Genomic DNA, 13,882 nt, shown 5'->3' on the forward strand with positions numbered 1-13,882 from the left:
TATTGAAAGTAGAGAGAAATGTCAAAGAATAAGACAGAGCAGAGAGGTGCATAAAAAAACTAGTAAGGGAGTCACCTTACTAGTGAGGATATATAGATAAGTTAAAAGCGTTTATTCATATTTTTGTAATGTACGAGGAGCTTCTGTAAAACTTCATCTTTCCTTAAACTTGGCATATCAAGTTTCAATTTTTCACCTTCTATCAATAATGACTTAAATAAAGTATTTGGTTGTAAGCCGGCTTGTATTAAATCTTCCCCTGTTACTTTATCTATCAAATGTTCTCTAGCTAATATATAGTTTAATGCACAAGCAACAAGTTCGTTTGCTTGATAAGAATAATAGGTGATGATCGCTTCAGTTGAAGTATGATTAAATATTTCATGCCAATCACTCATGGGAGACTCTGTCGTAACATGATGCTGAGCTTCCACTAAATAGAATACTTCTTTCATAAGTTTTATTTCGTCTTTATTCAAATCATATCGCTCTAATATTACTAGTTCGTTCGTTTCTATGCTTGAGGTCATCATTATTAAATATGCAATCCAAATAGACTCCTCTATTCTTATTTCCTTTTTGTATAGTTCATATATACTATGTTTAAGAGATTGTACTCTTCTTTCAATTGCTTCGTATGTGTCTATTGTCGTTATAATAAGCGGTAAAATATTTAGTTGGTGGAGTCTGTCAATGATAAGGGCTGGATTTTCTTCTTGAAACATTTTTTTAAGCTCATTTGATAATCTTGTTTTCGATAAAGATGGAATGTTATTAACTGCTTCTTTGGCAAATAAGAACGTTTCTTCGTCCATTTTAAATTGAAATCGGCACTCAAATCTAACCGCACGTAGAATGCGAGTAGGGTCTTCTATAAAGCTTAAATTGTATAATATTTTGATTTTTTTATTTAGTAGGTCATTATAACCTTGAAAATAGTCTATTAACACGCCAAACTGATCTTTATGGAGCGCTATTCCCATTGCATTTATCGTAAAGTCTCTTCGATATAGATCTTCTTTCATCGTAGACATTTCTACTTTTGGTAAGGCAGCAGGAAAGTCGTAAAATTCGGTACGTGCACTTGTAACATCAATTTTCAAGTTATTAGGGTGTTTCCATGTTGCTGTCTTAAACTCTTCATGTAAGCGAACTTGCCCACCAAATTTTTCTTGTAAGTAGGTGGCAAACTTCATTCCATCACCTTCTACTACAATGTCTACATCTTCATTTGGTCTTTGTAATAGTAGGTCTCTAACCATACCGCCGATAAGATAGGCCCTCATGTTTAAGTGCTGTGCTCCTATTCCTATTTCCTTTAAAAGTTTGTATATAAATGAAGTGTATTGTTGTTTCATTTCTTGACGAACATTCATCCTGTTTAATCGAGTAGTTGATATTCCTTTGCTTTTTAGTTTTCCATGCATAGCATGAATAACATCACTTCTCGTAACAATTCCAACTAATTTTCCATTCTCCAAAACGGGTAATCTTCCGACTTGTTTGTCTATCATCAACGCTTGTATAGCTTCTAAACTTTTCTCAGGTGAAATTGTCAAAGGATTCCGGCTCATAAACCCTTTAACAGGAGCGTGACCTAATTGATGGTGTAATGCTTTATCTATATCCCTTCTTGAAATGACACCAACTAATTGTGAAGCATTTATGACCGGGAAACCTGTATGCCCATAACGATACAGCATTTTTGATGCTTCTTCGACTGAGGTTTCTTCAGCAACTACGTGTACAGGAGTAGACATTAGATGTTGTGCGGTCATGGATGGAGATACTGTATTTGATAGCTCTTTTTTGATAAACTCATAGATAATCTCTATATCATTATTTTTTTTCACTGCTGAGGCCGCGCTTTTATGACCGCCGCCACCAAGCTCTCTAATAACTGGAAGTAAATTTACCCGTTCAGAATTACTTCTACCGGTTATAAATACTTTTTCGCCCATTTTCACGATGGAAAATACTGCATCAGAACCTGTCAATTCAAGAATTCTGCGAGTAATGATAGCAAGTTGTCCAATATAATCTTGTTGATGATGTGATGAAATGACAATTTCAACACCATCAATTGTATGTGTTTTACTATTGTCCAGTAGCATTTGTAAAAGGTTTTGTTGTGTGGCGCTTAATTGGGCTTTACGAAATTGTTCTACTATAGTAAGATTAGCTCCTTTTTGTAACAACCATGCACCAGCTTTTAAGTCTCTTTCTGTCGTAGTTTCATATGTAAATGAGCCTGTATCTGTATACAATCCAAGTGCAAATAACGTGGATTCAAGAGGAGAGATATTAATATTATTTTTTTGTAGCTGTTCCGTTAGAATTGTAATTGTTGCACCTACTTTTGAGATTTCACCAGTGTAGTTATTGATTGATTCTTCCTTTAGCGGGTGGTGATCATAAACAAAAAAGCATACATTTTTATTTAGGCTATTCCTATTTATACTAGTTCGAGATAGCGTATTAGTATCAACGATGATGAGCTTAGTAATGGTATCAGTTTGTATAGAATGAATATATGTAAAAGAAAATGTATCTTTATATAACCCTAAAAATGATCTTACTTCCTGACTCAGCCTATCCGGCAGCACAACTTTAGCATGAGGATGTATTTTTTTAGCAGCAATAATTGAAGCCAATCCGTCAAAATCAAGGTTTGTATGTGAGGTGATAATTTCCATCTTATTTTCCTCCATTTGTTCAAATGTTTTCCTACCCAATGAGACTTATCTTAAATGAAAACGCCCTCCATAAATGGAAGACGTCAAAAATATTATACCTTTTTTACACGAAAATTACTTATCATTAATAATGATAGTGATAAAATAAGAAACATGAACACTGGTGGTGTAATCATTGCGTTCATAAGATGACTTAAGGTTAATATACAACCAGCAGCGGTAATTGGGAGACCAATAAAAAAACCTTCCTGTTCACTAATAGCAAATCGAGCTAATCGGATCGCACCACATGCAATAAAGATAATAGTGAAAATAGAACCTGCAATACCAAATTCAAATACTGTAGATTGATAAAGAAGAAGGGCTGGTGCAACACCAAATGAGATAAGATCACATAATGAGTCCAATTGTTTTCCTAAGCTTGAAGTAATATTCAGTTTTCTTGCAATTTGTCCATCAAAGCGATCAAAGATTGCAGCTAAACAAATAAATAAAACAGCGAAATGATACTGTCCTTGTAGAACATAAATGATTGCAAAACCACCTAAACCTAAATTAATAATAGTTAGGACATTTGCAATTTGACTTCTCAGCTTTTTGACAGTATTGTCTACGAGGTGTTGAAATAAAATCAAAAGCACCCCTCCCTTGTAAGACTGTTGGTAAAAAGTTACATACTGAGGAATAATTATACCATATTTCAATGTAACAGACTATATGATAACATGTTTCTTTTAGAAAGGAAGAGTAATGTGAAAAAGCACTTATATAAAGCAATGGTTCAGCTTACAAACAATCCAATTTATAGTGACATTTTAAAACGTTTTGCAACGTCAAAAATGAGTGGAAAGTTAAATCAATCGTTTGTTAATGCCTTTAATATTAATCAAGAGGAACTCCAATATGAAATAAATCATTATCCAACAATACACGATTTCTTTATTAGGCAATTGAAAGAAGGGGCAAGAGAGGTTGATGTTAGTCCAAGCAGTGTTGTTAGTCCGGTTGATGGGGTTCTCACAGAATGGGGCACTATTGATGAAAAAGCAAATTTTTACGTCAAGGAAAATGATTATCCATTAAAAAAATTGCTTGGCTTAAAGAATACAACTAGGCGTTACATTGGTGGAACATATATGGTTTTTTATTTAAGCCCGAAGGATTATCACCGTATTCATAGTCCAATTAAAGCTAAGGTAGTGAAAAGGTGGGCGCTCGGAAAGTATTCAGAGCCAGTAAATAAAATGGGACTACTTTTAGGAGAAAAGCCTTTAGCAAATAATTATCGTTTGATTACGGAGTTAAAGGTAGAGCAGAAACATGTTGCGTTAGCAAAGATAGGTGCATTGAATGTAAACAGCGTTCATGCATCACACTTGAAACCGCAGTTAGAAAAAGGGGAAGAACTTGGTTACTTTAGTTTTGGATCTAGTGTGGTACTTTTGTTTGAAGCAGGGTTGATAAAAACAGCTTTTGCTACTGATGAGCAAGATATTATGATTAGGCAGGGTGAAAAGATCGGAACACTAGTGTAAACGATTAACCTGCATTACTGTCTAAGCTCGGACAGGGATTGCGGTACTTTTATAGTAGTTAAACCACTTAACTGTAAAAAAGGGGTGACTCAAAGGGAAAACGAACCTTATTGAGTCACCCTATTTTAATTTAGTTAATTTGATGTCTTTTTTCCTTTTTTCTCAGCGATCTTTATTGCCTTTGCAAGATCATCCTGAATGCTCTTTTCTGACATTTTTACACCTACGTTATATGCTGACTTAGAAATCATAAAACCAGCTACAGGGGCTGTGAGAAATACAAAGAAAATAGTCAGTAAAAGCTTACCAATAAACTGATCTTGGATGATCAAAAAGTAAAGGAAAGTACCGATTACAATACAGATAACTCCAAGTGTGGCACTTTTTGTGGCAGCATGTAATCTTAAATAAACGTCAGGAAAACGTAAAATGCCTATAGATCCTAATACGCTAAACATACCACCTAACAGAATAAAAATACTAACGACGATCTCTGTCAAGAACCACACCTCCTTCAATAAACTTCGCGAGAGCGATTGTACCAATAAACGCTAAAATAGCGATGACAAGAATAACTTCTGCATATGCGACCGTTTCTTGAATGATCATAATGATTCCAATGAAACCGATCAAATTAATACCAATTGTATCAAGCGCAACCACTCTATCTGATAGAGTGGGGCCTTTTAAAACACGTGTAAAGCAAATTAATATCGAGAGCGACATAAGTACTAACACTATCGTTGCTGATGTTTGAAGCATTACTTTGTCACCTCCATAATTGCTTTTTCAAAGGAATTATGAATTTCTTTTATTGCTTCGTGTTTATTTGGAACGTGAATAGAGTGTACAAAAATTGTTCTACCGTCTTCAGAAAAGTTCATTGATAACGTACCAGGTGTTAAAGAGATTAAGCAAGATAAGAGAGTAACTTCCCAATCTGTTTTCAGCTTTGTAGGTACAGCAATGATACCTGGTTTTATGTTTAACTTTGGACTTAGTACAATTTTAATCACTTCTATGTTAGATAAAATAAGCTTGTAAATAAATAACAGGAAAAGCTTAATAAAGGCAAGCACTCTCCTAAAGTAGAAATCGAAGCTTAAAAATCTTCGTAAAACATACAGTAACAGTAAACCTACAATATATCCTATAGCAAAATCAACTCCAGTAAAGCTGTTTTGCAATAGCATCCATATGAGCGCAACAACAATATTAAGCAGGATTTGAAAGGCCATATTACCTACTCCTTAAGAACAGAATTTATATAGATTGATGGATCTAACATTTGGTCTGCTGTAGCAAATAAAAGCTGGAATAAAGGCTCAGCCAGCACACCCATTAAAAAGCTAATCATCACTAGAGGGATTCCAGGTAACAATAGCTTACCAACTTTACGCTTCTTTGCCTCCTCAGGAGTAAGCGAAGGTGAGCCCCAGAATACATACATAAAGATTTTAACCATTGAGAACAACGTTAGAAGACCAACAATTAAGCTGACAGCAACGATAATATAGCGTCCTTCTTCTAACCCAGATAAAACAAGTGCAAACTTACTAAAGAATCCACTTAATGGCGGTATCCCAGCTAAAGAGATTGCAGCAATAAAGAATAACCAACCGAGATGTGGATGGGTTTTTAGAACACCACTCATTTTCTTTAAGTTTGTTGTACCTGTTACTTTTTCTGTCGCACCGCAGAATAAGAATAAGGCTGTTTTAACGATCATGTTATGTGCGATGATGTAAATGGATCCCGCAATAGCCATTGTAGTGAATATGCCTAATCCCATAATCATATAACCTACCTGACTAACGATATGAATAGCTAGGATTCTCTTAAAGTCAAATTTTGAAACGGCACCAAGGACACCAAAGAACATCGTTAATCCGGCAAGAACTAATACTACATTTAACGTGAAGTCTTGGTTATGCGTAAATATTAACGTATACGTACGCATAATGGAATACACGCCGACCTTCGTTAACAAACCACCTAATAGAGCAGCAACGGCTGTCGGAGGGCCGAAGTATGCGTTAGGTAACCAAAAGTGAAGTGGTACTAATGCTCCTTTTAAACCAAATACGATTAAGAAAAGAATTGCAACTACAGTTAGTACACCAGTTTGTTCGACTTCAGCGACACGTTCTGCTAAATGTGCAAAGTTTAGTGTGCCAGTTACAGAGTATAGTAAAGCAATGGCTATGATAAAGAAAATCGAACCGAACGTACTAATGACAACGTATTTAAAAGATTCACGTAGTTGATATTTTTTTCCACCCATCACGATTAAAACGAATGATGAAATGAGCATTACTTCAAAGAATACGAACAGGTTAAATATATCGCCTGTTAAGAAAGAGCCATTTACCCCTGTTAATAAGAAAAAATAGAAAGGGTAAAAGTAATATTTCTCTCTATCTTGATGTAACGTTTGAAAAGCAAAGAATAGACAGGCAGCTGCGACGATACTCGCTAGCACAAGCATGATGCTAGAGAACAAATCCCCAACTAAAACGATACCGAACGGTGCTTGCCAATTCCCTAATTCTACTGCAATTATTCCGTCTTGATATATTACATAAGTGAGATAAATAGATAATCCAATTAACCCTAAAGATATAACCCCACTGATAAACCGTTGTAATGGGATATTTTTCCTCAGAAGTATTAAGATAACCCCAACGATAAACGGTATCAAGACAGGTAGTAATACTAAATTATTCATCGGCACTACCCCTTAATTGATCAAGATCATCTGTTTTATGTTCTTTATATGTTCGATAGGCTAATACGAGTAGAAAGGCAGTTACCCCAAAGCTAATAACAATTGCTGTTAATATGAGTGCTTGTGGTAACGGATCGGCATATGATGCAGCCTCTTCCCCTAAAAGTGGAGGAGCACCTTCCTTTAAGCCTGACATTGTTAACAATAATAAATGCGCTCCATGAGATAAGAGAACAATGCCAAGGACAACTCGGAGTAAGCTTTTTGTTAATAACAAGTACGTACTGACAGTGACAAGAACACCGACAGTAATAATCATTAATATCTCCATTAAGATTCATCCTCCGCTATTGTTAATATTGTTAGCAATGCAACAGCAATAACTACTAAATATATACCTAAATCAAAAGGAAGAGCAGTAGTTAATTCAATTTCACCTAAGACCGGAACCGTATAATACTCAAAGTATTGCGTAAGGAAAGGGTCTCCTTGAAATAACATCGCATTAAGACCTGTTCCAATCGCTATTAATAGGCCCCAAGCGATAATTGCAGAGTAATTAAAAGGGATGACTTTTTTGATCGTCTTCATGTCGAAGCTAATGTACAGAAGCATTAGCGCAGAAGCCGTCATAAGTCCGCCAATAAAGCCTCCACCTGGGTTGTTATGTCCTGCAAAAAATAAGTAGATGGAGAATGAGAGTATAATGAAGGACACTACTCTCGTAATCGTATGCAGCATTAAGTAATTCGTCTTCATACATCCTCTCCACCTTTCATTTTAAGTTTAATCATCGTTACTACACCGAGTGCAGCAACTGCAAGCACGAGCACCTCTAATAACGTATCGAGTCCACGGAAATCGACTAATATGACGTTAACCATGTTATAGCCACCTGCGAGTGGTTTAGAAGCCTCTATGAAGAACTGAGAAATAGATTCCACACCGATATCGTGTCTCATTGCATGAGCACTGAATGCAGTTAACGTAACGACAAGACCGACACCAATAGAAATAACTAAGTTCGTTAGCTTGAAACGAGGTGTAAACTTTTCTTTTTTAAGCTCTGGTAGGTGATAAAAGCATAGTAAGAATAATACTACCATTACTGTTTCTACTAATAACTGTGTTAAAGCTAAATCAGGTGCTCTTAATACTACGAATAGTAGTGCGATAATAAAACCGATAACGCCTACTACGATGATTGCTCCAATTCGGTTACTAATGAAAGGAACACTAATCACAGATGCAATTAATACGAGTGTAATGACCCATAAGTAAGGGGATACTGTCGCTACATTTACAAAGTCAAATGCTATTGCATCAAAACGGAAAATTGTCCACCCAAGTAACAAAATCATAAATACCATCATGTAAGCAAAGTAATCCCGCAACAAACCAGTTAATTGTAAATTTGTCACTCGCTGAGAACCGGCAACTAGGCCATCTAATCCACCATCATATAGTCTGTTCAACGGATCTCTCTCTTTTAAGAAGAAAGTAGCCTCTTGCCAACGTTTTAAATTTAAAAAGACAAGTGCTCCAAATAATACTACAGCAACAGTCATAAATAGTTCTGTGTTAAGGCCATGCCAGTGATAAATATTGACATAAAACTCATCCGTGTAATTTGGCAAAATTGATTGCACAGTCGGTTCAATAATCGAGTAAGATAAAATATTTGGAAATAACCCGAAAATGACTACTAGAGAAGCAAGGACAATAGGAGAAATTAAAAGTCCCATTGGCGCTTCGTGTGCTTCCTTTTCTAATTTTTCAGGCTGGTGCTTACCTGTAAACGTCCTAAAGAACATAATCATACAGTAAACAAATGTAAAGACACTTGCAATCCAAGCGACTATTGGAAAAAGTATGCCCCATGTCGATACATTAAAGAAATCAATCGTTGTAGCATTGAGAACACCAGTAAAGAACATTTCTTTACTTAAGAAGCCATTAAATGGAGGCAAACCAGCCATCGAGGCAATCCCAATTAAAGATATCGTAAAGGTTATTGGCATGATTGTCATTAAGCCGCCTAGTTTACGAATATCACGAGTGCCAGTTTCATGGTCGATAATACCTACAACCATAAATAAGCTTCCTTTAAATGTTGCATGGTTAATTAAGTGAAAAACAGCAGCTATAATTGCTGTTGCATAAAGCATATCTACATTTTCTACATTATATAGAACGGCTGCTGAACCTAATCCTAATAATGACATGATCAATCCGAGCTGACTTATTGTTGAAAATGCGAGTATTCCTTTTAAGTCTTTTTGACGAACAGCTGAAATTGATCCCCATATTAGCGTCATAAGTCCAAAGGATGTAAGAATCCAGAACCACTCTGGCGTTCCTGCAAAAACAGGTGTGAAACGAGCAACTAAATAAATTCCTGCTTTCACCATTGTTGCTGAGTGTAAATACGCACTAACAGGTGTAGGTGCTTCCATCGCATCGGGTAACCAAATGTGGAATGGGAATTGTGCTGATTTTGTAAAAGCCCCTAATAATACGAGTAACATAGCTGGAATAAATAATGAATGTGTCATAATGCTACCAGCTTGCTCAATAATAGCTTGAATGCTAAATGTCCCTGTCATGATGTAAAGTAATGAAAAACCTGCTAACATTGCAAAACCACCGGCTACAGTGATGAGCATTGATTTCTGCGCCCCATAGCGTGATTTCTCTTTATGGAACCAATAAGCGATTAGTAATGCCGAAGATAAACTCGTAATTTCCCAGAACACATAAATAACGATTAAATTATCAGAAAGCACTACCCCTAACATAGCTCCCATAAACATGAGCAAGTAAACGTAAAAGTTGTTTAACGGTTCGTCTTTTTTGTTTGCTATGTAGTAGATGGAATAGAGCACTACTAATGTACCGATACCTGTAATGAGAAGGGCAAACAATAAACTTAAGCCGTCTAAATAGATATCAAAATTGACACCAATTGATGGTATCCAAGCTACAGATTCCGCTGCAGTTTTAAATTCTCCTCCAAATGGGAGGTATTGTGTAAATAAGTACACAAACAATACGAGTGGTAAGGGCAACACAAACCATCCAGTATGAATATGACGAAACCATCTATACACAAATGGAATGAGTATCGCCAATGCAAAAGGTGCTAAGACTAAGTAGTGAAGCGTCGACAAATGATATACCTCCTTTAAAATTTATCAATGTGAAAAATAATACTTTTTTTTTCAATAGAATAATCGCAAGTAAAATTATAATATAAAATAATTTTGGTTGCATCTCTCGCCTATTTAGGCTTCTCACATTTTTTTACAATTTATTAAATATGAAGAAACTAAGTTTTTTGATGAAAAAAAATATTTTTTTCATCATCTTACTTAAAACTTATAACGTTAAAAAAAGAATAATTACTCTTCCAAGAAGTATAAAAAAAAAGAAACCGTATCATCCTTATAACAAAGGAGGCGGTACGGTTGAAGAAAAATAAAGTGTTCGTCATTTCTTGTGCAATCTTTCTTATACTGTTATTACTTGCGATCCCATTTCATATTGATTCTACTAAACAAATTCTCGATCATCAACATAATGAAGAATTTCGAGGCTTTCATATGGGAGAAGATGAAGATACACGCCGTTTTCAACCAAGGCAGTATATAAAGGTTAATAAGCAAAAACAGATAGAAATCATTGAAGAAGAGTTGTAGAAGGGTTTTAAAAGGTAATCACGGTATTTTAGTTCCATAGAAGTACACAGCAACATCTTAATATAATGGTATTGCCCTCGTTGTACAGTGCCTTAAATGAGTCCTATATTTTAACTATTGCAAAAAAAAAAGAGGCTGGCTCTAATGGTCGAACACCTTTTGAGTCAGCCTCTTTGCTATTATGAAGTAATAGATTGCTTGTCCTTTCTTGAACGTCTCTCAATTTCTTGACGAATAAGAGTAATGAAATCTTCACTCAATTGAAGTTCGCGAGCTTTTCTATAAGTTTCCATCAATAAATCATCAGATAAATATCTCATAGCCCCACGCCGCCTCATGGCAGCTTCACCCCCCTATTGTTATTTCATCATCCGAGTTGTACGTGTCTCATTAATGAAGTCGACTTTGAAAAAATATGTCAACTTATGCGAATTTAAAATTGTTTATAAACTTTACGTTTCTATTCTTTCTGCTCGCTCGTTTTCTCTTGTGTTGAATTGATAATATCACGTTCTGCTTACGTTCTCAACGTCACTTTTGTCCACAAATATAGGTGGATAAGTTGTGAATAGACTGTATATAACTGAGGGTGATGTAAGGCGAAGTAAGGGTGGATATGTGTATAATGTTATCCACAATTGTTTGTGTTTGTGGTTTTTTGTCGAAAAGTTTTTAGCATATTATTAAATTTATTCGTTACTGTTGCCCTTTATCATGTTTAAGTAAGATCCTACACACTAAATTCAACGTCTGCAGCGAAAAAATAAATAATGGTTAAGTTTGAAATAGGAGATGTAAAAAATGTATTATAGATAGAAGATCTTGGTTTTTTAAAATGTTTCATAAAAATAGAGAGGAAGGATTCCTTATGAAGGATGTTGGTAAAGACAAGATTATATGTTCCGGCTGTGGGATCTCCATACAAACCGAAGAACCGAACAATTTAGGATATGCACCTAAGTCTGCATTAACTAGAGAGGTTATTATATGCCAAAGGTGTTTTAAGTTAAAGCATTATAATGAGGTTCAAGATGTTCCTTTAACAGATGATGATTTTTTAAAAATATTAAATGAACTAGGTAAAAAAAATGCATTAATTGTAAAAGTAGTAGATATTTTTGATTTTGATGGTAGTTGGCTTCAAGGGCTTCCACGCTTTGTAGGTAATAATCCTATTTTATTAGTCGGGAATAAAGTCGATTTATTGCCTAAATCTGTGAAGCGGAATAAGTTAGTTAATTGGATGAAATGGGCGAGTAAAAATTATGGCTTAAAGCCCGCTGATATACATTTAATGAGTGCAGAAACAGGCGAAGGCGTGATGGAGACAGCTAGCCTTATTGATAAATGGAGAGAGGGCCGAGATGTCTACGTTGTAGGAAGTACAAATGTCGGTAAGTCAACTTTTATTAATAGATTACTAAAAGAGTTTGGTGCAGATGATGAGTTTTTAATTACGACTTCTAATATCCCTGGTACGACATTAGATATGATTGACATACCGCTTGATGATGGAGCATCATTATTTGATACTCCAGGTATCATTAACCATCATCAAATGGCTCATAGGTTAAATAAAAATGAGTTGAAGGTGATTTCCCCACGAAAAGAAGTAAAGCCGACGGTGTTTCAGCTAAATGATCAACAAACTTTGTTTTTCGGTGGTTTAGCAAGGCTTGATTTTTTACAAGGGGAAGGTAGATCCTTTGTATGCTACTTTTCGAATGAATTGAATATACATAGGACAAAGCTTGAAAAAGCAGATCAACTTTTTGAAAACCATCTTGGGGAGTTACTCACACCACCATTTAAAGAAAATGTAGACAGTTTTCCTGAACTAGTAAAAAAAGAATGGAAACTTACTGAGGAAAAGCAAGATATCGTGATCTCAGGACTAGGCTGGGTAACAGTACATGGAAAAGGTGCACAAATACGTACGTTTGCACCAAAGGGAGTACATGTAAGTATAAGACCATCTATTTTTTAAAAAAGCTATGTAAAAAGCTGCATCCGTCGAGACTTCTCGGAGTATAGCCTTTTAAAAGATGGCTTTCATTCCATGTTTCTATGAAAGGAGAGGGGATTATGAAGCAAATTATTGGTGTAATTGGTGATCCTATCGGTCATTCTTTATCTCCACATATGCACAATGCAGCATATCGTGAATTAGGGATAAATATGGAGTATCATGCATTTCACGTTAAGCGAGAACAACTAGAAAATGCTTTAAAAGGTGTTCGAGGACTCGGGATTAAAGGACTAAATGTCACTATTCCACATAAAGTAAACGTTCTTCCTTATTTGGATGAAGTAGATGAATTAGCTAGACATTTAGGTGCTGTAAATACAATAGTCAATGAAGATGGAAAGCTTATTGGGTTTAATACAGATGGTGAAGGCTATTTACAATCATTGTACGAGTTTATACAAGGTGACCTACAAACGAAACGAGTGTTAATGATTGGTGCTGGTGGAGCTTCCAGAGCAGTTACACTAACGATTGCTAATAGCGGAGTAAAGGAAATAATCGTTACTAATCGAACTGCTGAAAAAGGGGAAGAATTAGTAAAAGATTGTAAGAAGTTTTGTCCTTCGTCATTTATGTCATTAGAAGAAGTGGAGAAAAATCTTGAGCGCTTTGATGTCGTTATTAATACTACTTCTATAGGAATGGCTCCACATTTAAATAAACTACCTATTTCTTTAGATAAAGTAAAAAGTGATACGATTGTAAGTGACTTAATTTATACACCGTTTAAAACAAAGTTTTTAATAGAAGCGGAGAAAAAGGGTTGTCGAGTTTTAAATGGCCTAGACATGTTTGTATATCAAGGTGCCCTTGCATTTAAACGGTGGACAGGTATTAACGCCCCAACTCAAGTTATGCGAGAGGCTGTTTTACAACAATTAGAAGGAGGAAAAAAATGTTAACCGGAAAGCAAAAGAGATTTCTAAAAAGTAAAGCGCATCATTTAAAGCCCATTTTTCAAGTTGGAAAAGGTGGGGTAAACGAAAATTTAATTAAACAAGTTAATGATGCCTTAGAAGCTAGGGAATTAATAAAAGTGAGCGTGCTGCAAAATTGTGATGAGGATCGTGATGAAGTAGCACAAACAATTTCAGAAGGGGCAAGATCAGAGGTTGTCCAATTAATCGGCAGTACTATTGTTTTATATAAAGAGTCTAAAAATCAGAAAACAATTGAACTTCCATCGTGAGGCGAAA

Annotated in this window: 15 protein-coding genes; 5 read left to right on the top strand and 10 right to left on the bottom strand. The window is 35.4% G+C overall.

The window, feature by feature from the left end:
• Positions 1–101 precede the first annotated feature (101 nt).
• A complete protein-coding gene (locus tag BCELL_RS07840) occupies positions 102–2,696 on the bottom strand; it encodes a CBS domain-containing protein (protein ID WP_013488155.1) in 2,595 nt (864 codons plus the stop codon).
• 92 nt (positions 2,697–2,788) lie between these two features.
• Positions 2,789–3,331 (bottom strand): CDP-diacylglycerol--serine O-phosphatidyltransferase, encoded by a 543-nt coding sequence (gene pssA / locus BCELL_RS07845; protein ID WP_013488156.1) that lies wholly within the window; start codon positions 3,329–3,331, stop codon positions 2,789–2,791.
• Positions 3,332–3,448: 117 nt separating this feature from the next.
• Here pssA and BCELL_RS07850 point away from each other — a divergent pair, with 117 nt between their 5' ends.
• Positions 3,449–4,231: a phosphatidylserine decarboxylase gene (locus BCELL_RS07850; protein ID WP_013488157.1), complete on the top strand. Its 783-nt coding sequence runs from the start codon at positions 3,449–3,451 to the stop codon at positions 4,229–4,231.
• Between the two features lie 134 nt (positions 4,232–4,365).
• Here the strand turns inward: BCELL_RS07850 and mnhG are convergent, their stop codons facing one another.
• Genes mnhG through BCELL_RS07885 form a run of 7 tightly spaced genes read right to left on the bottom strand, consistent with a single transcriptional unit; the run spans position 4,366 to position 10,129 of the window.
• Positions 4,366–4,731 carry a monovalent cation/H(+) antiporter subunit G gene (gene mnhG, locus BCELL_RS07855; protein WP_013488158.1) on the bottom strand — a complete coding sequence of 122 codons (366 nt, stop codon included), beginning with the start codon at positions 4,729–4,731 and terminating at the stop codon, positions 4,366–4,368.
• A complete protein-coding gene (locus BCELL_RS07860) occupies positions 4,712–4,993 on the bottom strand; it encodes a Na(+)/H(+) antiporter subunit F1 (RefSeq protein WP_013488159.1) in 282 nt (93 codons plus the stop codon). Before BCELL_RS07860 ends, mnhG begins: the two co-directional genes overlap by 20 nt.
• Complete coding sequence (locus BCELL_RS07865) at positions 4,993–5,469, bottom strand: Na+/H+ antiporter subunit E (protein ID WP_013488160.1); 477 nt, start codon at positions 5,467–5,469, stop codon at positions 4,993–4,995. Before BCELL_RS07865 ends, BCELL_RS07860 begins: the two co-directional genes overlap by 1 nt.
• A gap of 5 nt (positions 5,470–5,474) precedes the next feature.
• Positions 5,475–6,959, bottom strand: coding sequence for a Na+/H+ antiporter subunit D (locus BCELL_RS07870; RefSeq protein ID WP_013488161.1), 1,485 nt, complete (start codon positions 6,957–6,959; stop codon positions 5,475–5,477).
• Complete coding sequence (locus tag BCELL_RS07875; RefSeq protein ID WP_013488162.1) at positions 6,952–7,290, bottom strand: Na(+)/H(+) antiporter subunit C; 339 nt, start codon at positions 7,288–7,290, stop codon at positions 6,952–6,954. The genes BCELL_RS07870 and BCELL_RS07875 overlap by 8 nt, the downstream gene beginning before the upstream one ends.
• Positions 7,290–7,718 (bottom strand): Na(+)/H(+) antiporter subunit B, encoded by a 429-nt coding sequence (locus tag BCELL_RS07880; protein WP_013488163.1) that lies wholly within the window; start codon positions 7,716–7,718, stop codon positions 7,290–7,292. The genes BCELL_RS07875 and BCELL_RS07880 overlap by 1 nt, the downstream gene beginning before the upstream one ends.
• Positions 7,715–10,129: a Na+/H+ antiporter subunit A gene (locus BCELL_RS07885; protein ID WP_013488164.1), complete on the bottom strand. Its 2,415-nt coding sequence runs from the start codon at positions 10,127–10,129 to the stop codon at positions 7,715–7,717. The genes BCELL_RS07880 and BCELL_RS07885 overlap by 4 nt, the downstream gene beginning before the upstream one ends.
• 297 nt (positions 10,130–10,426) lie before the next feature.
• On the opposite strand from BCELL_RS07885, the gene BCELL_RS07890 reads away from it, so the two are divergent.
• On the top strand, positions 10,427–10,657 hold the full coding sequence (locus BCELL_RS07890) for a hypothetical protein (RefSeq protein ID WP_013488165.1): 231 nt from the start codon (positions 10,427–10,429) through the stop codon (positions 10,655–10,657).
• A 179-nt stretch (positions 10,658–10,836) separates the two neighbouring features.
• On the opposite strand, the gene BCELL_RS07895 is transcribed toward BCELL_RS07890, so the two are convergent.
• Positions 10,837–10,977, bottom strand: a complete 141-nt coding sequence (locus tag BCELL_RS07895) for a sporulation histidine kinase inhibitor Sda (RefSeq protein WP_041808740.1) — start codon at positions 10,975–10,977, stop codon at positions 10,837–10,839.
• Positions 10,978–11,525: 548 nt separating this feature from the next.
• Between BCELL_RS07895 and yqeH the strand changes: the two genes are divergently transcribed.
• From yqeH to yhbY, 3 genes are all read left to right on the top strand, one after another.
• Positions 11,526–12,644 (top strand): ribosome biogenesis GTPase YqeH, encoded by a 1,119-nt coding sequence (gene yqeH / locus BCELL_RS07900; RefSeq protein WP_013488167.1) that lies wholly within the window; start codon positions 11,526–11,528, stop codon positions 12,642–12,644.
• Between the two features lie 98 nt (positions 12,645–12,742).
• Complete coding sequence (gene aroE / locus BCELL_RS07905) at positions 12,743–13,588, top strand: shikimate dehydrogenase (protein WP_013488168.1); 846 nt, start codon at positions 12,743–12,745, stop codon at positions 13,586–13,588.
• Entirely contained in the window at positions 13,582–13,875 is a 294-nt protein-coding gene (gene yhbY, locus BCELL_RS07910) for a ribosome assembly RNA-binding protein YhbY (protein WP_013488169.1), read from the top strand. Before aroE ends, yhbY begins: the two co-directional genes overlap by 7 nt.
• The last annotated feature ends 7 nt before the right edge of the window (positions 13,876–13,882 follow it).

The organism is Evansella cellulosilytica DSM 2522, assembly GCF_000177235.2.
Taxonomy (GTDB): Bacteria; Bacillota; Bacilli; order Bacillales; family Salisediminibacteriaceae; genus Evansella; species Evansella cellulosilytica.